Source organism: Priestia sp. BR_2 (assembly GCF_041954005.1).
Lineage (GTDB): Bacteria > Bacillota > Bacilli > Paenibacillales > Paenibacillaceae > Paenibacillus_AQ > Paenibacillus_AQ lautus_A.
This window is the reverse complement of the sequence record NZ_JAVFHM010000305.1, coordinates 37765-57282: the sequence shown is the minus strand read 5'-3', so window position 1 is coordinate 57282 and position 19518 is coordinate 37765. Positions and strand designations below refer to the sequence as shown.

At 50.6% G+C, this 19518-nt stretch carries 20 protein-coding genes; 16 read left to right on the top strand and 4 right to left on the bottom strand.

Annotated elements, in window-relative coordinates:
* Nucleotides 1–91: 91 nt before the first annotated feature.
* Nucleotides 92–865 carry an amino acid ABC transporter ATP-binding protein gene (locus tag RB298_RS25925; protein WP_096774710.1) on the bottom strand — a complete coding sequence of 258 codons (774 nt, stop codon included), beginning with the start codon at nucleotides 863–865 and terminating at the stop codon, nucleotides 92–94.
* Nucleotides 866–1012: 147 nt separating this feature from the next.
* Between RB298_RS25925 and RB298_RS25920 the strand changes: the two genes are divergently transcribed.
* From RB298_RS25920 to RB298_RS25870, 11 genes are all read left to right on the top strand, one after another.
* Nucleotides 1013–2194, top strand: coding sequence for an acyltransferase (locus RB298_RS25920; RefSeq protein ID WP_375121218.1), 1182 nt, complete (start codon nucleotides 1013–1015; stop codon nucleotides 2192–2194).
* Between the two features lie 226 nt (nucleotides 2195–2420).
* Entirely contained in the window at nucleotides 2421–4073 is a 1653-nt protein-coding gene (locus RB298_RS25915) for a glycoside hydrolase family 5 protein (RefSeq protein WP_375121217.1), read from the top strand.
* A gap of 19 nt (nucleotides 4074–4092) precedes the next feature.
* Complete coding sequence (locus RB298_RS25910; RefSeq protein WP_096774707.1) at nucleotides 4093–4557, top strand: pyridoxamine 5'-phosphate oxidase family protein; 465 nt, start codon at nucleotides 4093–4095, stop codon at nucleotides 4555–4557.
* Nucleotides 4558–4861: 304 nt separating this feature from the next.
* Complete coding sequence (gene cspD, locus RB298_RS25905) at nucleotides 4862–5062, top strand: cold-shock protein CspD (protein WP_006207896.1); 201 nt, start codon at nucleotides 4862–4864, stop codon at nucleotides 5060–5062.
* A gap of 96 nt (nucleotides 5063–5158) precedes the next feature.
* Entirely contained in the window at nucleotides 5159–5395 is a 237-nt protein-coding gene (locus RB298_RS25900; RefSeq protein ID WP_012818739.1) for a cold-shock protein, read from the top strand.
* 188 nt (nucleotides 5396–5583) lie between these two features.
* Nucleotides 5584–5757 carry a hypothetical protein gene (locus RB298_RS25895; protein ID WP_176502456.1) on the top strand — a complete coding sequence of 58 codons (174 nt, stop codon included), beginning with the start codon at nucleotides 5584–5586 and terminating at the stop codon, nucleotides 5755–5757.
* 333 nt (nucleotides 5758–6090) lie between these two features.
* Nucleotides 6091–7086 carry an ABC transporter permease gene (locus tag RB298_RS25890; protein WP_192569890.1) on the top strand — a complete coding sequence of 332 codons (996 nt, stop codon included), beginning with the start codon at nucleotides 6091–6093 and terminating at the stop codon, nucleotides 7084–7086.
* Between the two features lie 22 nt (nucleotides 7087–7108).
* Nucleotides 7109–7990, top strand: coding sequence for a carbohydrate ABC transporter permease (locus tag RB298_RS25885; RefSeq protein WP_096774705.1), 882 nt, complete (start codon nucleotides 7109–7111; stop codon nucleotides 7988–7990).
* Between the two features lie 140 nt (nucleotides 7991–8130).
* Nucleotides 8131–9801 carry an extracellular solute-binding protein gene (locus tag RB298_RS25880; RefSeq protein WP_486049222.1) on the top strand — a complete coding sequence of 557 codons (1671 nt, stop codon included), beginning with the start codon at nucleotides 8131–8133 and terminating at the stop codon, nucleotides 9799–9801.
* Nucleotides 9802–9906: 105 nt separating this feature from the next.
* Entirely contained in the window at nucleotides 9907–11910 is a 2004-nt protein-coding gene (locus tag RB298_RS25875; protein WP_486049220.1) for a cache domain-containing sensor histidine kinase, read from the top strand.
* Nucleotides 11885–13468 carry a response regulator gene (locus RB298_RS25870; RefSeq protein ID WP_486049218.1) on the top strand — a complete coding sequence of 528 codons (1584 nt, stop codon included), beginning with the start codon at nucleotides 11885–11887 and terminating at the stop codon, nucleotides 13466–13468. Before RB298_RS25875 ends, RB298_RS25870 begins: the two co-directional genes overlap by 26 nt.
* A gap of 146 nt (nucleotides 13469–13614) precedes the next feature.
* On the opposite strand, the gene RB298_RS25865 is transcribed toward RB298_RS25870, so the two are convergent.
* Nucleotides 13615–14382: an ArsR/SmtB family transcription factor gene (locus RB298_RS25865; RefSeq protein ID WP_486049216.1), complete on the bottom strand. Its 768-nt coding sequence runs from the start codon at nucleotides 14380–14382 to the stop codon at nucleotides 13615–13617.
* Nucleotides 14383–14634: 252 nt separating this feature from the next.
* Between RB298_RS25865 and RB298_RS25860 the strand changes: the two genes are divergently transcribed.
* The 5 genes from RB298_RS25860 (at nucleotide 14635) to RB298_RS25840 (ending at nucleotide 18036) form a co-directional block, all read left to right on the top strand.
* Nucleotides 14635–15186 carry an NADPH-dependent FMN reductase gene (locus RB298_RS25860; RefSeq protein WP_486049214.1) on the top strand — a complete coding sequence of 184 codons (552 nt, stop codon included), beginning with the start codon at nucleotides 14635–14637 and terminating at the stop codon, nucleotides 15184–15186.
* A gap of 127 nt (nucleotides 15187–15313) precedes the next feature.
* The gene (locus RB298_RS25855) at nucleotides 15314–16510 is read left to right on the top strand and encodes an SGNH/GDSL hydrolase family protein (protein WP_486049212.1); all 1197 of its coding nucleotides are present in this window, start codon (nucleotides 15314–15316) and stop codon (nucleotides 16508–16510) included.
* 50 nt (nucleotides 16511–16560) lie between these two features.
* A complete protein-coding gene (locus RB298_RS25850) occupies nucleotides 16561–16908 on the top strand; it encodes an ester cyclase (RefSeq protein ID WP_486049210.1) in 348 nt (115 codons plus the stop codon).
* A 56-nt stretch (nucleotides 16909–16964) separates the two neighbouring features.
* Nucleotides 16965–17369, top strand: a complete 405-nt coding sequence (locus tag RB298_RS25845) for an ester cyclase (RefSeq protein ID WP_375121210.1) — start codon at nucleotides 16965–16967, stop codon at nucleotides 17367–17369.
* A 115-nt stretch (nucleotides 17370–17484) separates the two neighbouring features.
* Complete coding sequence (locus tag RB298_RS25840) at nucleotides 17485–18036, top strand: hypothetical protein (protein WP_096774698.1); 552 nt, start codon at nucleotides 17485–17487, stop codon at nucleotides 18034–18036.
* 135 nt (nucleotides 18037–18171) lie between these two features.
* On the opposite strand, the gene RB298_RS25835 is transcribed toward RB298_RS25840, so the two are convergent.
* Nucleotides 18172–18324, bottom strand: a complete 153-nt coding sequence (locus RB298_RS25835; protein WP_009591875.1) for a hypothetical protein — start codon at nucleotides 18322–18324, stop codon at nucleotides 18172–18174.
* A 187-nt stretch (nucleotides 18325–18511) separates the two neighbouring features.
* Nucleotides 18512–19381: an AraC family transcriptional regulator gene (locus RB298_RS25830; protein ID WP_096774697.1), complete on the bottom strand. Its 870-nt coding sequence runs from the start codon at nucleotides 19379–19381 to the stop codon at nucleotides 18512–18514.
* Between the last annotated feature and the right edge of the window lie 137 nt (nucleotides 19382–19518).

Genomic DNA, 19518 nt, shown 5'->3' with positions numbered 1-19518 from the left:
AGTTATTTTCTCTTCATGCGTAAGGCCCCGAAGGAGCAGCATTGGCGAAGTTCCATCTTCGTCCGTACTGCCATATCCGAAGGGTCACCGGCTAGTGATGCAGCAGGCGGCTCAGAAACGCCCGCGCTCTTTCTTCCTTCGGCTGATTGAAGAACTCGGCAGCCGGGGCGTCCTCGATGATCCGACCTTCGTCCATAAAGACGATCCGGTCCGCGGCTTCGCGCGCGAAGCCCATCTCATGCGTAACGACGGCCATGGTCATGCCTTGGTGGGCGAGCGAGCGCATAACATCGAGCACCTCGCCGATCATCTCCGGGTCAAGCGCGGACGTCGGTTCGTCAAACAGCATGATCTTCGGATTCATCGTCAATCCGCGGGCAATCGCGACCCGCTGCTGCTGGCCGCCCGAGAGCTGGGAAGGGTAACTGTTCGCTTTGTCCGCGATCCCGACCCGCTGCAGGTACGTCATCGCTTTTTCCGTCGCCTCCGCTTTCGACATTCCCAGCACCTTCATGGGCGCGAGAATGATGTTGTCGATCACCTTTTTGTGCGGATACAGGTTAAAGTGCTGGAAGACCATCCCGATATCCCGCCTGAATGTATTGATGTCGATCTTTCTGTCATGCAGCTTGACGCCATTCACGACGAGCTCGCCATCCGTAATGCTTTCAAGCCGATTGATGCAGCGCAGGAGCGTGCTCTTGCCGGAGCCGGAAGGTCCAACGATGACAACGACTTCCCCCTGGGAAATGGTCAGGTCGATTTCTTTCAGAACATGGAAGGTTCCGAAAAATTTGTTGACGCGGCTAAATTCAATCAGTAGAAATCCCCTCCTATTCACTTCGAATTGGACGCCTGCATGCATGTAAGCTATTGTCCTGTTTGGGTGCCAGGCCCTTTTTACACTGGTATGGCAAAGGGAGCTTGTTCCATGCCACTTTTAGGAAAATTTAGTATCCAAGCGGTGGGGAGTGAGATATAATAGGGGGCGTAATCTTATGAAGGAGGCAACATGGAGAAACGTGCAAAATTAACCGAAATCGACCTGGTTCGGGGCTTTGCGATGATGGGCGTGCTGATGGTGCATGCGACGTCGTTCGCCACAGTTCAGATGCGCGGGGACGATTTTTTTGGCTTGTATAACTTCCTGAACATATTTTCGAAGGTTGGAACGACGACCTTCATATTTCTGAGCAGCTTCGTGCTGTTCTATAACTATTATCACCGCCCGTTCAAGGGCCGTGACCTTGGGCGCTTCTTCAAAAACCGGCTGATGTATATCCTGGTGCCGTATGTGCTGTTCTCGGTTTTGTTCTTTACGGTGGCCTGGTATCATCGCGGGGGCGAGTCCGATCTGGCGGCGATGCTGGAGAGCTTCTGGCCCAAGCTGGCGACGGGAAAATCCTACACGCACTTGTATTTCATTTTCATTAACATTCAGTTCTACGTGCTGTTCCCGCTCGTATTGATGCTGCTCAAGCGATTCCGCGGCTTCGCGGCGGTCTGCGTGCTGGTCGGCATTGTACTGCAGTGGTTGTTCTACATCGGCAATGATGCCTGGTGGGACGTAACGAACCGGAACAGTTGGTCGCTGTCGTTTCTGTCGTATTATTTTCTCGGGGCATGGATAGGTATCTACTATGACCGGGTTAAGAACTGGCTGACTTCAGCGCAGCAGGCTGCAAGACCGGCGCTGCGCAAGCTGGGCTGGATCTTGCTCTGGGCGGTATGGCTGGGCGCCGCGCTGGCACATATCGGCCTTCGATACAATCAGCGGCTGCTGGGGACGGAATATCACCCGCTGCTTTACGATGCCTTTTGGAATGTGCATACGTTAACCACCGCCCTGGTTATGCTCCAGGTCGCGCTGCTGTTCGGGAATAAGAGCGCTTGGTGGTTGAACGGGTTCAGACGGCTCGGGGTGTATTCCTTCGGCGTTTATCTGGTGCATCCGCTGGTGCTGCTCTTTTACCGGGACTTTCCTCCGCGGACGGAGAACTCCTGGCTGCTGCTTGCGTGGTATGCCGGCGGGCTTGTCAGCGCGGTCGCGGTTTCGTATATAGCGGTCTACGGCATTAGCCGCCTGGGAGGCTGGACCTGGATCTTCTTCGGTAAGCTGCCGGGCAGCTTGCGGAAGGGAAAAGCATCCATTCCTTCGGTTCCGGTCAAGCCAGTGACGGAGGTGTCATCCTAATTTTGGATTATTGGAAAGGCGTTATCTTCGATAGGAGGAGAGCGCCTTTTTCTATTGGCCGGCGGCCGATATTTCAGGATGATTCCCTGATTTTCGGAATGAGGCTTATTGCCCTGCATGACATGTTATATTTTGTTTGATGTTTGGCCTATGGGTGGAATGTTGTCGTTGAGATGGTACAGGTCAATTACATTCGTTACAGACATGGAAGCGAGGGAATGCCAATATGAATGATAGCAGAAATCCTTTGGTAAGCGGTTTCGTTAAGGCGGACGGCAAACGCGTGGTGAATGGGGACGGGCAGGAAATTCTGCTGCAGGGGGTCGGGCTTGGTAGCTGGCTGCTGCCGGAAGGCTACATGTGGAAGATGCCGGAGCAGGGAGACCGCCCGCGGCGCATCGAAGGCATGATCAGGGAACTGATCGGCGAGGAGAAGGCGGCCGCATTCTGGGAGACCTATTATGATCGGTATATCTCGGAAGCCGATATCCGGCAGATCGCAGCGGAAGGCTTCAATTCCATCCGGGTGCCGATCAATGCCAGGTTTATCATGGAGGAAGGGCAGCATCCGCCGTTTGCCTATCATGAAGGCCATCTGAGGCTCATCGATCGGGTGATCGATTGGTGCAGGACGTATTCGCTGTATGTTATTCTGGATTTGCATGGCGCGCCCGGCGGGCAGACTGGCGCCAATATCGACGATTCCGAGCGGGATTTGCCGGAGCTGTTCACGGATCGGCTGAACGCGGAGCGGACCGTGGCGCTGTGGCGTATGCTGGCGGAACGATATAAAGACGAGTGGATCGTTGCCGGTTACGACCTGCTTAACGAACCGCTGCCCGACTGGTTCAGCGAGTACAATGACCGGGTGATGCCGCTGTATAAGGAAATCACCGCGGCCATACGCGAAGTGGACAAGCGTCATATGATCATTCTGGAAGGTGTGCACTGGTCTACGGACTGGAGTATTTTTGACGATAAATTCGATGATAACCTGATGCTGCAGTTCCATAAATATTGGAACAATCCCGACACGGAGAGCATTCAGAAGTATATCGATCTGCGCGAGGAGTGGAATGTGCCGATCTTCATGGGAGAAGGCGGGGAGAACAACCCGCAGTGGTATACGGGGGCCTTCCGGATGTTCGAGGACCATAACATATCCTGGAACTTCTGGACCTGGAAGAAGATGAACACCCGGAATTCGCCGTTCTCGATTCGCATGCCGGAAGGGTGGGATAAGCTGACGGGTTACCTGGAAGGCGGTGCGAAGCCGTCTCCAGCCGAAGCGGAAGCGATTCTTGGCGAATACCTGGACCGTCTTCCGCTGGAAGCCTGCGATGCCTACCCGAACGTAGCCCGGTCGCTGCTGCGTCGGCTGCCCATTCAGATTCCGGCGGAGTTTTACGGGTATCGGGGCGAGGGCGTTTCGTATCATGTCGAGACGAAGGCCAGCCAGGATATCGGCTTCCGCATTTCTGACGGCGTTCCGATGCGGATGATGACGGGCAAGGCGGAGAAGCCGAGCTACGCTTCGGAAGGCGGCAAGCCGTGGGCAGAGGATAACCTGGTATGCGTGCAGCTCCGGGAGGGCGATTGGCTTGCTTATGATGCGCTTTGCGCTGGCGCAGGCATCTTTCATCTGGATGTTCGGGCCCTGATTCCGGAAGGTACGGTGGATATCATGCTGCAGGTCGGGGATCGGGAGCCTGAAGCCATCTCCTTGTCGTCGGGCCCGGGCGAAGGACAGTGGCATGTTCATAGGCTGGCCGGGGGGATGCCGATTGAGGAAGGCCCCGTGGATCTGGTCTTCATGGTGAATAAGGGCCGCATCGAGCTGGATTGGCTGGAATTTACCAAAAGCGCGTTAAATGGATAAGGTGAGGAGAGATGGTGCTGTGAAGGAACAGGCGGCAATATCAGAAGGATTGTGCCAATGGCTGGACGGCTCCGATCTGGAGTCGAAGCAGTACGAAGCGATGCTGCTATTGAGCGTAACGGAAGATGGATGGCCGAATACGGCCATGCTTAGCGTAGGGGAGGTTCTGGCCTTGGACCGGAACCGGATTCGGATTGCATTATGGCAGGGAACGGTTACGACAGGCAATCTCCTTCGGTCCGGACAGGCAACCTTGGTAGCCATTCATGATGGTGCGGCTCATTATGTTCGGCTGCGCCTCCAGGCGCTTCCTGATCTGCCCGATGCCCGGCATCCGCGGCAGCGTTTCGATGCCGAGGTAGTCGCCGTTCGCGAGGATATCGCGAAGTATGCGGATATTACGTCGGCTATCAGGTTTCAGCTGCACGAGCCGGATCAAGCATTGGAACGGTGGAAGGAAACGCTTGAGGAATTGCGGAAGTAGCGGTGTTACTGGCATAATTCCTACTCCATATATAACTCCCGGTATATGCCGGGAGTTATATATGCCTGCTTGTGCTTAATCGGAATGATGCCGAAGAAGACAACTTTAATTTTTCCGCAGAATCTTTTGCTTAGGTATTTGCTATCGTCATTCAAATGTGTTAAGATATGAATATCGAAATCGACCTGAATTCACATATTGTAGAGGGTTGTCATTTCTGGTAACCTTGTGCAATATGTGAATTTTTTTATTCCGTCTGCGAAGAAAAAAGGTCATGTAAATATATATCAAGGAGGATTCCCCCATGCAAACAGGAACTGTTAAATGGTTTAATGCTGAAAAGGGCTTTGGTTTCATCGAAGTTGAAGGCGGAAACGATGTATTCGTTCACTTCAGCGCGATCCAAGGCGACGGCTTCAAAACGCTTGACGAAGGCCAACGCGTTGAATTCAACATCGTTGAAGGAAACCGTGGACCACAAGCTGAGAACGTTGTTAAATTGTAATTACAATTGAAGACTGCCCTTAATGTGCGACATTAAGGGCAGTTTTCTTTTATACGGCGTTTCTATTTTCTAAGACGAGAATAAGGAGGAGCGTTCATGTATTCGCGTAAAAACTCGATGGAGAGTATTCCTGAGGAAATAACGGAAGTGTGGGCATGCACGAAGGAAGACTGCAAAGGGTGGATGCGGGACGATTTTGCGTTCGACACGGAACCGGTATGCCATTTGTGTCATTCCCCTATGGTCAAGGAAACGAGAAGCCTGCCGCAGCTAGTTAATACCAATAAACAACAGAAATCTCTTGCTAAGGGGATTCAGATCGAGCGCAAATAGCAGCTAATACCTAGAGAAAGCGCTGGGCAAACACTAATTCTTCTTGAAGCTACCTTCGGATTTTATGGTGAATCCGTCTATTTCTGTTTCATTGGAAGGAGAATGGTTAGTAATACGTGTACCCTTACATTCTGGGTCAGAATGATTTCGCAGCATAAGGGACGCAAAATTCAAAGGAGTGAAATGTATTGAACACGCAAACCGAGGTACTGAAGCGAAACATTGACAACATGATCATTCAGGAGAACCAAGGCGGCTTGAACGATCAGGAAAAATTCATCATGCAGAAGCTAATGCGTGAGAAATACCAGCAGGAACACGAGAGCAAACAGGAACAGCGCGAGGAAGACAAACAGGAATAACGGGGAAACCGTTTGATATACGTTAGTAACAAGGATGATGAAAGCCGCGGCGATCAGAGAATCGGCTTGGGGCAGAACATCATCGGCAAGAAGGAAGGCATGAATGTCAGCTACTGAGGCTGCTGTTCATGCCTTTTTTTGTGTCCCGGTCAGGAAGGGGAACGATATTTCGTTCGGGGGGCGCAATTTTCGTTCTTGCCGTTGTTTACCCGAAAAATGAGCACCTGGATACGAAATCTGAAACCTTACATGCAGACCATGTACGATTTACAATAGAAATATAGAGAATGTAAGGGTTTTCAAAATGAAAGGATCAACTTGGAGGTCATAACCATGCAAAATCAACTTCATGCCGACGCATCCGAAACCGGTGTCGGTCCCTCGATGGAGCCTTCTGTGCAGGATAAGAGGAAGCTCGACAGAAAAAGGTGGCTCAGAAAGCTCTACGGCCAACGACATCTTCAAATTATGGCGCTGCTCGGCGTTGTGTGGATGATCATCTTCAACTACATTCCCATGTACGGTGTCATCATTGCATTCAAAGAATTCAACATTGTCAAATCCATCGGCGAAGCTCCATGGGTAGGGCTTGCGCACTTTAAGGAATTTTTCTCGGACGAGGACTTCACCAACGTTATGCGAAACACGCTCGGGATCAGCTTGCTGAAGCTGTTTATCGGTTTTCCGCTGCCGATCATTTTTGCGCTCTTTCTGAACGAGATCCGGTCAGTTCGCTACAAGCGAACGATCCAGACGATCTCCTATCTGCCTCACTTCTTGTCATGGGTCATCCTGGGAGGCATTCTGATGACCTGGCTAGCGGATATCGGGATCATCAACAATATCCTGCTGGCCCTGCATATTATCGACGAGCCGATCACGTATCTGGCCGAACCGAAATATTTCTGGGGAATCATTATCACTTCGGATATCTGGAAGGAGCTCGGTTGGTCCGCGATCATCTATCTGGCGGCCATTGCCAGTATTTCGCCGGAAATGTACGAGGCCTCCACGATTGACGGCGCCGGACGGTTTCAAAAAATGTGGTATATCACGCTGCCCAGCATCAAGTCGACCATATCCATCCTCTTCATTCTTGCGGTCGGTGGTGTGCTGAACTCCAACTTCGATCAGATTTTGGTGCTGCGGAACTCGCTGAACGAAAGCGCGAGCAACGTCATCGATATTTTCGTATACCACACCGGGATGCAGAACGGACGTTATTCCTACGCGCAAGCCGTTGCATTGTTCAAGTCCGTCATTGCGATCATCCTGCTGTTGATCGCGAACAGGGTGACCAAAAAACTGAACGACACCTCGCTGTTCTAACGAGAAGGGAGAATGATATTCCATGCTTAAACGCAGAACCAAAGGCGAAGCCTTCTTTGATATATTCAATAACTTCGGCATGCTGATCGTATGCTTCCTGACGATCTACCCGATCTGGTATGTCCTGGTAAATGCCTTTAACGACGGGCAGGACGCCATGCGCGGAGGGATCTACTGGTGGCCGAGGATGTTCAGTTTCGAGAATTTCAGCGCGGTGTTTCAGAGCTCCGGCATCATGACGGCGATGGGCATCACCGTAGCCAAAACCGTGATCGGCGTGTTCATCCACGTCCTCTTCACCGCGATGGTCGCTTATGCATTTTCGCGGAAAGGTCTGATCGGCGGCAAATTCTATATTCTGCTCGGGACGGTAACGATGTTTTTCGGCGGCGGACTGATTCCAACCTATCTGTTGATCAAGGATCTGAATATGCTCGACAGCTTCCTTGTGTACATCATACCTGCCATGTTCAGTTTCTTTGACCTCATCATCTTCATGACCTTCTTCCGGGAAATTCCGGACGGTCTGGAGGAGGCGGCGAAGATTGACGGGGCCAACGACTGGTCGATCTTCCTCCGGGTCGTGCTGCCGGTATCCATGCCGGTTATCGCAACGATCGCCTTATTTCACGGAGTTTATCAGTGGAACGACTATTTCACCGGCGTCATCTATATCAACAATACCGACCTGCAGCCGATACAGACATATCTGTATAAGGTCGTCGCTCAATCGAGCTCCAATCAGATGATGGCCCAGGTGCCGGGCGGCGTAGCCAAGACGGTCACTTCCCAATCGATCAAAATGGCGACCATGGTCGTAACGACGGCGCCGATCGTATTCGTTTATCCGTTCCTGCAGCGATACTTCGTCAAAGGGATGATGATCGGCTCCATTAAAGGTTGATTCACGGGATTCGTTGTTAGCCTTCCTTTCCATCTCCAGGGGAGACCCGGGGGAGGGGAAATCTTACAGGTAGCTTCTCTTGCCGAATGTGGCGGGAGTTCTATATAATCATATTTTTAAATAAGAAAAGGGGTAAACACATGAGCAAGATGCTTAAGCCAAAGAGCCTTCTGTTGTTGATGTTCGCACTGGTCATGGCCTTTACAACAGCATGCTCGTCCGGCGGTGACAATAACGCGTCGGAAAAAGAAAAAGGGGAAGAAAAGCCGGCAGAAGAAGTGAAATTGACTCAGGATCAGCCGGGATGGGAAGTCGATACCTCCCCGATTACGTTTGATTGGTACATCAACTTCGCCTGGTTCCCGAACAAATGGGGCGAGGACATTACGTCGCAATACGTAACGAAGAAGACGGGGGTTAACGTCAACTTCATCGTACCGGCCGGTAACGAAGCCGAGAAGATGAATACGATGATCGCTTCCGGCACACTGCCTGATTTTATTACGCTGGGATGGTATGAAGACGCTGTCAAAAAAATGATCGAAGGCGACCTCGTTCTGCCGCTGAACGAATTGGCCGACCAATACGATCCGTATTTCTATAAAGTAACCGACCCTGCGAAGGTGTCGTGGTACACCAAGGATGACGGCAATATTTACGGTTATCCGAATGCCTCCTCTTCACCGAAGGACTATGAGAAGTTTGGCGATAACATTACCTCCAACCAAACGTTCCTGGTCCGCAAAGACATGTATGAGGCGCTCGGAAGCCCGGATATGCGCACGCCGGAAGGTTTCCTGAAAGCGCTTGAGGACGCCAAGAAAATGTTCCCGGACGTGAACGGACAGCCGCTCATTCCGTTTGGATTGCATGATTTCCATGAAAAAGGCAACAGCTCCCTTGAGGGCTACCTGCAGAACTTCCTCGCCATTCCGCAGGATAAAGACGGAAAGCTGTATGACCGCAGCACCGATCCGGAATATGTAAGATGGTTGAAGACGTTACGTACAGCGAATGAAAAAGGTCTGATGTCCAAGGATATTTTCGTGGATAAACGTCCGCAGATGGAAGAAAAAATCGCACAAGGCCGCTATTTCGCGATGCTGTACCAACGCAGCGATATGGCGAACCAGCAGAACGCGCTGTATGCAAACGATCCGAACTCCGTCTACATCGCGGTGGACGGACCGGCTAACTCCAATCTGGATCAGCCGACCTTGTCGGGCCCTTCGATCTCCGGCTGGACGGTAACCTTGATCTCCAAGAACGTAAAAGACAAAGCACGTGCCATTCGCTTCCTGGATTACCTGATCTCCGAAGAAGGCCAGCGTGATACCTACTTGGGCGAAAAAGGCGTGACATGGGATACGATTGACGGCAAAGACCAATTCCTGCCTGAGGTTGCAGAGCTGCTGAACAGCGACCGCGGCGCATTCGACAAGAAGTACGGAGCATCCCATACCTTCTGGATGATGATGGATACCAACATCACGCCGGCTTGGGCGCCTCCGGCCGTAGAGCCATTCAAGCAGATGGAAGACTGGACTCGCGGCAAGACCCAGAGCTTCTCGCAATTCGATCAGCTGGATCCGGATGCCAGCTCCGAGGAAGGCATCATTAACGACAAAGTATTGAACGAGTGGGGCAAAATCCTGCCGAAGCTGATCTTTGCCAAAACGGATGCCGAATTCGATCAAATCTGGAGCGATTACCAAGCGAAACGCGAATCGCTCGGGTTCGCGAAGGTTCAGGAATACAGACAGAAGGAATACGAAGAGAACGTCAAGAAGCTTGAGGAATTCCTGAAATAAGGATTCTCGCTCGAGCGCAAAAAAAACAGAATGCAGGCGCAAGGTACCCTATGATCGATTTTGTCGAAATAGGGTGCCTTTTGTCGCATCACGAGCTAATATAGGATGGTATCCGATCGGCTGATGCTGCCTTTCCATCCAGGACTCGGTTACGGTTATTTCATGAAACGGGATGTGACAGTCATGATGAAACGAATGGCATCGCTTATACAATCGTTTACCTATTGGATTGGCCGCAGGTCGATGCAGAGCCGTTTGGTTGCTGCCTATATTTTGATTTTGCTGATTCCGAGCATTATCGTGTCGAATTATTTTTTCAAGCAGATTCGGGATACCTATATCAGCGATGCGCTTAACCAGAACTCGTTCCTGCTGGAAATCGAGAAGATGAACATGCTGAACCAGATCGAGGCGATCGAAATGGCCGCACAGCTGGCGATTTCGGATGACGGGATCAAGGATTATCTTCGGATCAATGAAGAGCCCGAGCCGGCATGGCTGATCGATTTGGCATGGGGGCCTTTCAAGGATATACAACGGATCCAAACGAACAATCCGAATATTACGCATCTTCGGTTATACACCAACAACTCGAACGTGACGGAGATGTGGCCGATCATTTTCCATGAGAAACGGATCGCAAGCGAGCCGTGGTTTCCCAAGGTCAAGGAGTTGGACGGCGGGGAGATGTGGGTATTCAACCACCGCGATCCCGATATTCTGCAGCGCTACGCCGCCGACGTGTCCGAGGAGCAGCCGAAGGTGTCCTTGATCCGCCAAGTCCATAACGGGAATTACAGCGGCGTGATTCAGGTGGATATGCTGCTCAAGTATTTTGCCCCGAAGACCTTTGCCGGTATCGTGGATGACAGCTCGCAGATGGTCATCGTGGATCAGGAAGGGAAGCTGTTCATGGATCGAAGCCAATCGTTCATGACCAGTCACGAGGGACTCCGGGACGAGGTGGAGCTTCAATTCGCTAAGCTGAAGCTGCAGACGGGCGACTCCGAGGAGACCATGCATGCCAGGTTCAGCCTGGACGGTTCCTCGTTCCTGCTGATTGCGACGCCGATGGAGCGGCTTCATGCCCACGTGCTGAATGTCGTTTCCCTGGAAGGGGCGCTGAATAACGTATCCAAGGCCCAGGGACAGATTATAGCCGCGAACGTCGTGCTGATCATTCTGCTGTCGATTATTACGTATTACTTGAATTCCATTATCCTGAAGAGCCTGCGTCGTTTAACGGAGACGATGAAGAGAGTCCGCAAGGGAGAGGTTACCGCGGCCATTGCGATCCGAGGCGGCGGCGAGGTGGGTGAACTGGCGCATCATTTTAACAAATTGATCCGCACCATCAATGAACTGATTGCCCAAGGGGTTCGCAAGCAGGCGGTGACCAAGGAGGCGGAGCTGCGCACGCTGCACAGCCAGATCGATTCCCATTTCCTGTACAACACGCTGGAAAATATTAAAATGCTGGCCGAAATCGAGGGACAGCGGACGATTTCGGACGCGCTGACCTCCCTGGGCGGAATGATGCGTTATAACTTCAAATGGTCGGGAGAGTACGTCAAGCTGAGGGATGAGATTCGCCATATCCGCAACTATATCGATGTGATGAATATCCGGTTCGACGAGCCGATCCGGCTTGAACTCAACATTCCGTCCGAATTCATGGAGCTCGAGGTATTGAAAATGTCGCTGCAGCCCATCGTGGAAAATGCCGTCAAGCATGCCTGGCCGGAGTTTCCGGATCAGGGGAAACAGATCAAGATCGATGTCATCGCATGGGAAGAGGAGCAGATTACGATTAACGTCACGGACAACGGAATCGGGATCGAGCCTTATCGGCTGGGCAGGCTGGGCGAGATTCTGCGAACGGCGGACGACGAGGAGCTCCCTTCGGGAGATTATGGGCGCGGCGGCGTGCAGGCCGGTGGAATCGGGCTTCGAAACGTGCACCAGCGAATCCGGTTGTTCTATGGGAATGAATATGGAATCGAAGTGAAGAGCGAAGAGGGGAAGTTTACGCAGGTGACCATGACATTCCCTAAAGTGCTGTTAACAGGAGGAGGCAGTGGACATGAGAAGTCTGATGATCGTGGATGATGAGAAGAATATCCGGTATGGCCTGAAAACGATGATTGAACGGGAGTTCCCGGATCAATACGAGATCCGTTTGGCTGCCCAAGGGCAGGAAGCACTGGATGCCTACAACGAACAACCGGCCGATATCGTCATTACGGACATCCGGATGCCGGTCATGGACGGAATACGCCTGATCGAGGCGTTGGCTGAACGAGAGGGTCCGCTGGGAGTTAAACCCGTCTTTCTGATTCTTAGCGGGTATGACGATTTTGAATATGCGAAGGCGGCAATCCGGTACCAGGTGAAAGAGTACCTTCTTAAGCCGATTCGACGGGATGAACTGTTCGCTGCCCTCCGAAAGACAGAAGAAGTTTTGATCCGGCAAGCGGACGTGCGTGACCGCATGGCGGCCAGTGACGCATATCTTCAACAGCTGCAGACCCATCGGCTGAAGGAGCTCCTGGAGCGGCCCCAAAGTGTGGATGGGGAGCCGGAGGCTGCCGCGGCTGAAATCGGATTTGATTCCTTCGTAAAGCCATTCCGGGTAGCGGTGATGAAATACAAATACGAAGACGGCAACTCCATGAACAAGGACGAGCTGAAGCAGCTGATTGATAACATGACGGCTTCGGTGGAAGGGCGGATCAATGCGTGTTTCCTGGACGGAAAGGGGAGGGTCGTGCTCATCGGCAGTCCGGACGGACAATTCGAGAAGCTGGCACGGCAGTTTACCGAGCGGGAGATGGACGGGCTCTTCGTCGGAATTAGCCGGAAAGGCTTCCGGTTCGAGGATATTCGGAGCTGTTACAACCAGGCGCTGACCGCTTTGAGTTATACGTTCATTCACCCCAACGTCAAACTGATGAGCCACGATGACATTCAAGGGGAGCTGAACACGTACCCGGTGCCGGAAGAGAATATCCGCAAGCTCGGCAACATGCTCGGCACGGAACGGGAACGGGAGATCAAGGCGCTGCTGCTGGACATTTTCCATATCGATGACATGCCCCATGTGGCCATCGATTATTTGGAGTTTGTCAGCAAACGGATTAATGAACGGGTGCTGGACGAAGTGTTCCGCGTGTACGGAGACTCCATGGTGGAAGTGTTGAAGCTGTACCGCAAGGTTGGGACGATGGACAATTACCGTCATTTCCATACGTATTTCAGGAATCTGGAGCATCTGCTGCTGCACGTGAACGAATATGTGAAAGGGATCCGTTCCGCCCACAGCGAGCATTCCGAGATCAAGGCAGCGGTCAGCTACATGGAGGAGAATTATCACAGGCCGCTGAACATGGCAATGGTCAGCAATTATGTATCATTGAATTATTCGTATTTCAGCGAAGCGTTCAAGGCCCATACGGGCGAAAATTTCGTGGTTTATCTCAAAAAGCTGCGAATAACGAAAGCCAAGGACCTGCTTCAGGACGGTGACATGAAGCTTGCCGACATCGGCAAAGCGGTCGGGTTTGAGAACACCAAGCAATTCTCGCGCGTCTTCAAAGAGCTGGAAGGCATCTCGCCGCATGAATACCGGATCAAGGTGCAGACGGATGCAGGCTTGCAGCAGGAATGATTTCAAAAAAACGCTGGGAGGACCAGACGCCAAAATGATATTGTCTATGAAGGGAGAACCTTGTCCGTCAAGCGGCAGGGTTCTCCCTCTTATATGAACCGGGGACTGTTATTTTACATCCGATCCCTTTTTCAAGGTTGACGCCACTATTGACTAGTGAGCGTTGAGCCCGTTTCAAGTAAGGTCTTCAATCCCGACAGTACGATCGGCAAGCCTAACTTCAGCGTGTTAGCCGTATGCAGCGCCTGATCAAACTCATCATGGATAACCGTTACCAGGGTTACGCCGTTAAGCTCGGCATGGGGATCGATTTCCCACGTAATGCGCGAGGGCTTTTCGCCGGCAGTATCATCGGTTATTAACATCCTCCAACTCAGAACCAGCTTATGCGGCGGATCTATACTTATTATGGTCCCCTCTGCTTGAACCTTGCCCTCGGGGTTCTTTAGGTTGAATGGCGAACCGATTTCCCAGTTGGATTGGATCGAGCAGTTGTACCAGAACTTTGATGTCTTGGCTGGATCGGTTATGGCGCGCCATACTTGCTCGGGTGATGCTTTAATAGCAATCTGGTTTACATGACGGGGTTTCTGTTCCATATCCGGTTCACGCTCCAATTCATTTTTAAGGGATGTTAATTCCAGCGCCCAGGGCTCAGCGTACTTGCTGACCCACCGGTCGTATATTTGACGGATCGGCACGGAATTCAGATAATGCAGCTTCTCCCGGCCTACCTTTCTCGTTGTGACAAGGCCGGCTTCCTCCAGTATATGAAGATGCTTCATGACGCCGAATCGGGTCATCGCAAGGGGAACGCACAGCTCGCTTAAACTTTGCCCATCTGATTTATACAGCAGATCCAAGAGAGTTCGCCGGCTGGGATCCGCCAGTGCTTTAAATATTTCATTTTCCAATCGTGACATCTCCTTCTTAACAGCATGCTAAGAAAATTCAAATGGCTATTGACACGTGACCTAATGGTAACGTATTATAAACGTGACAGTATAGTCACATATTATCATACAACGAATCGTTTGTCAGCTTACGGCATTTTGAATGGACGAATGGGGAGGTATGAAAGTGACGAAGCAGCATAGTAAACAGCATAGGTCTGGATGATTAAGAATCCATAGTGGTTAAAAAGTACAGGGAGGATGAGGAAACATATGAAAATTGTTATGATCGCGGGCAGTAATCGTCAAGGAGCTACAAGTACGTTATTGCTTCGCTATATCGGGAGGCTGCTGCAAGGTCATCAAATTTCAGCCGCATGTATCGAATTGAATGAATTGGAATTACCGCTTTATTCGCCTGACAACGTGGAACTGAGCCCGAATGTCCAGTATGTATTGGATATAGTCAAAGGTGCGGACGGATTGATCTTCGCGACACCGGAATATCATGGTTCGATTTCAGGGGTGCTCAAAAATGCCCTGGATTACATGAATGTAAGTCATATATCGGGGAAACCGGTGCTTTCCGTGAGCTCTGCAGGCGGACCGGTCGGAGTAAGCTCGCTGACCCATCTTCAGAGTATTATGCGCAACTTGCATGGGGTTAACAGCCCGGAGTGGGTTTCTATCGGAGCGGGATCGCAAGGCTTTGATGCGGAGGGGGTTCCATTAGATGCTGGGCTGAGGGAGAGGGTTGCTGCTGCTGTAGAGAAGTTTCTCGTTCTGACCCGGTCGCTTTCTGTTGGTGTCATGTCACTACGGTAACAGGACTTCACGGATTTCTAAACTGCGATCCATCCTATGGGTAACTGTGCATTTTACGGATGACTGTATAACGATGCGCCTAATACGTGACCATTTAGTTACGTATTAGGTGGAAAGGAGAATACATGTGAAAGCAATTCAGCCAGGTATAAAGAAGACGGCAGGAACAACTGTAGAGGCAGGCGAACGTTGGTTGGGTTCCTGGTTTGCAAGCCAGACCTACTATGATGTGAGATTCACCGCCATCGATACATTGGATAACCAGACGATTCGCATGATCGTACACCCCCATACCGCCGGCTCTACCATACGATTGAAGTTATCCAATCTGTATGGTTCCGAACAGGTAGTATTCGGCAGCGTAAACTTAGCGCTTTCCAATAAAGATGGTTATACGATTCCAGGTAGCGATAGACATGTCACATTCGAACGGAAATCAATCATCATCATTCCTGCCGGACGAGAAATCTATACTGATCCCGTGGATCTTAACGTGAGTGGAGCTGTGGATGTAGCCATAAGCATATATGTTCCTCAATCAACTAAAACATCTACTTGGCATTTTTCCCCACCCCAAATCAGCTATATCGCCGATGGGGATCACGCTTCGGATAACAGTACAGAATTCTTCAAGCAAAAGACCCACTCCTGCTATTGGATATCCGGTATGGAGGTATTATCCCAGGGAAGGAATTCACGAGTGATTGTTGCACTAGGCGACTCGATTACAGAGGGGAGTACGTCTACCGCAGGATCTAACCACCGGTGGCCAGATTTATTTTACGATCGTCTTGTTCGGGAAAAGACTGACCAGGAAATTGCGGTCCTTAATTCCGGCATCGTCGGGAATCAGATTCTAAAGAGCGGTCCAGACGTTGGTCTGCCCGTAGCCGGAGAAAATGTGCTTTCGCGTTTAGTTCGCGACGTTTTCTCTCACCCTGGAATTACAGACATGATTTTTTTTGAAGGCATCAACGATATCGGCCTTGGGAATGCGACCGCAGATCAAATTATCGCGGGCATGAAGAAGGTGGCTGTCGAAGCGCGTGCGAAAGGAGTACGCATATATATAGGCACCCTCACCCCGTTCGGCAATGCAGCGTATTACTCGGAGGAAAAGGAACGAGTTCGCCAAGAAGTCAACCAGTGGATTCGTACTCAACATGTATTCGATGGAATGTTTGACTTTGACAAGGCCTTAGCTAATCCCGAAGCTCCAAACGAACTGCTTCCCGCCTATGATTTTGGCGATCATCTGCATCTTAGCGATGCAGGATATAAAGCATTAGCTGATAGTATCCCATTGTCTCTATTTGAGGGATAAAGAGCAGCCTGCTTTCATAATGAAAATAACCAACAAAGGAGATGTTTTTCATGAAGACCATAGAGCAGAACAATATCGAAATGGTGACCGCAAAGATCGAGGAGATATGGAATGAAGGGGATATTTATCAGACGGATCAGTTTTTTGCCGAACAGATCGCAGAAGCCTTCGAGGATCAACACTATATGCTAGCCGATACCTTAGCCCAAGGGGAGAAGGTCATAGCAAGAATTGTTATTACAGGAACGCATAATGCCAGCTTTGCAGGAAATCCGCCGACGGGCAAATCCGTTCAGATTACCCAGTTCCGGGAATTTCATATCGTAGATGGCAAAATTACGAATCACATTGGTTGGTTCGATACAGGAACGCTGCTGCCCCAAATCCAGGCAAAGTAGCTGCGGATGTTCACGGTAAAGCAATCGGAAAACCCAACGAACAAAGGAGATGTTTTATGATGAAAACAATAGAACAGAACAATATGGAAACGGTATCCGCGTTTATCGAGAGTTTCTGGAATCAGAGTGATATGGACAGCACGGATCAATTTTTATCGCCCGGTTATCAAGAGCATTCTTATCAATCGAAAGAAGGCTTGAAACAATTTGCCTTAACCATACTGGGGGCATTTCCAGATAAACACTATACCGTGGAACAGATGATCGCCCAAGGGGATGAGGTATTAGTAAGAATGGGGGTAAAAGGCACGCATACCGGCATGTTTTTTGGAAACTCTCCAACAGGCAACACCATTGATGTGACACTGTACCGTCAATATCGGGTAACCGATGGTAAAATAACCGAACATCGCGGTTGGATCGACATGGTGACGATGTGGCGCCAAATTCGAGGCAGCTAAAGATTCGGCACGATCCAGTCTTATGGACTGGGTCGTTTATTTTGCCCTCTGACCATGATATATTCCATCTCATTTTATCCTTAATATGGTAAAATAGAGGAGTCGGAGGTGCGTTATGACGAATTCAGCAAAATGGATCTGGGTATGGATGGTAGCATTGGTGCTGGCCTGCACCGTGTTTCTGATTGAACATCAGAAGAAGATCGAACAGGGAACGAAAATGACCTTGCAAAGCATATTGGGCACATCTCTATTTCAAATATGGAGCCATTACACCGACATTTTGGAGCTGAAGTCCATGCCCCTTCATGAAGCGCGCCTTGCGGAAGTGCGGCTGAAGCTGGCGGCCATCGAAGCGTATTCCAAGACAGCGGATGAAGCCGTCCGTTCGCAGCTGCTTAACCCCATCGCGGGAAAGTTCCTGGCTCTGTCGGACAGTATACGGGAAAGCTATGCGGAGAACGGGGAATTCTCGGAGGAAGACGTCAAGAAATATGCGATCATCATGAAGGATTCGGAAGCATTGATTTCCCTGATGTACAAGGTGTATTACGTTTCGGATTCGGTTGAGGGGGGAGAAGTCAATCTGGACATCTCCGATCACGACGAATTGGTAGCGCTTAACAACCGGTTGAAGCATGATTTGGATGGATTTGCGAAGAAGTAATTTAGAATGCCGGAACCCGGAGAAGAAACGATAGTGATGATGGAAAAAAGACACCTGATCTGCTTTTCAAGGACATGCCTGGAATAGTGATCGGGTGTCTTTCCTATATGCAGGATTATGTAATCCCTGTGTTATTTATTGAGCTGCGGTCTCTAATGTGGACAGCGTCATTTCCATTTTGCGGGTGATTTCTTTCTGCCACTTCACGTCTCCAAGCTGGATCGCGAGGTTCAGCAGGTCCAAATAATCATCCATTTGCAGAGAACAGCGGCGGGAAGTCGTTTTCATAAGTCAATCGGCTCTCCTTTGTATATAAACTCTTCAAGCGAAAAGCGTGTAAACCTGAGTATAAATACATTCTCAACACATTCTCACTTGTCCGGTAATGATAATCATTATCATGTGATTAATTCTCATTATAAAGGCTTCCCGCCCAGGTTGCAAGCCACTTTCTTGGATTTTGCGTAAAAATGAATTAATTCATGAAGAACCGCTGCCTGTATTTGCGCGGCGAGATCCCTTCCTGCTTCGTGAAACAGGAGGTGAAGTAGGCCGCATGATTGAAACCGACCTCCTCCGCGACCCGGCTGACGCTGAAGTCCGTCTGCATCAGCAGCATCTTGGCCTGCTCGATTCGATAGCGCTGCAAATATTCAACCGGCGAGCAGCCGAATTCCTTCTGCATGCAGCGTGCGATATAGACAGGGTGGAAGTTGATGCGGTCGCCGAGCTCCTGTACCTTGAACTCCTCGCGATAATGCTTCCGCAGATAAGCTGCGGCCCGTTCGGCACAAGCGGAGGAGGGCGAGGAGAGGGGCGTATCCAATGCGGCGGCCAGCAACTCGATGAGCTCTTGGAACACCACCTGCTGCCGCCACAGGATTTTGGCCTGGTGACCGTACTGAACCAGCGAAGACAGGGTGGCCAGGAGCTCCATGGCCTTTTCCGGCTGAGGCAGGGTGCCGAACTGGGGGATGTTGACGGAAAAATAGTTCGGCGTCATCGCCTTCAGCTCCGGAACTTCCTCTCTTCTAGGCGCTTGGCAGGCCTCGTCCGGGTGCCAATCCCCGGAGGTCTGGAAATGGAGCCAGTAATAATCGGTCTCCTCGGTGCATCCTTTCGTACCGAAATGATGGGTATCGGGACGCAGGATCAGGAACATGCCGGGTTTGATCTCATAAGGATTTCCGTTCTCGGTGACATGCAGCTCTCCCTTCCTAACGACGAGCAGATCAAAGATGCCGATGTTTTTGCGGTTGGGATGTCCACTGTGAATCGGAGCCCGGGTAAGCCCGCTATTGATGTATTCCGGCAGCGGCGGAACGGTAAAATTCAGGATCGTCATAAGAAAGCCCTTTCGTGGTTCGCGAGGTTTGAATTTTGAAAGTTTTCGTTCGGAAAATGATATTATAACTCCAGTATACCATCTATAATTTGAAAAGGTTAAAGACCGTTTCATCATGAATTGTGTTTAACCCTTAC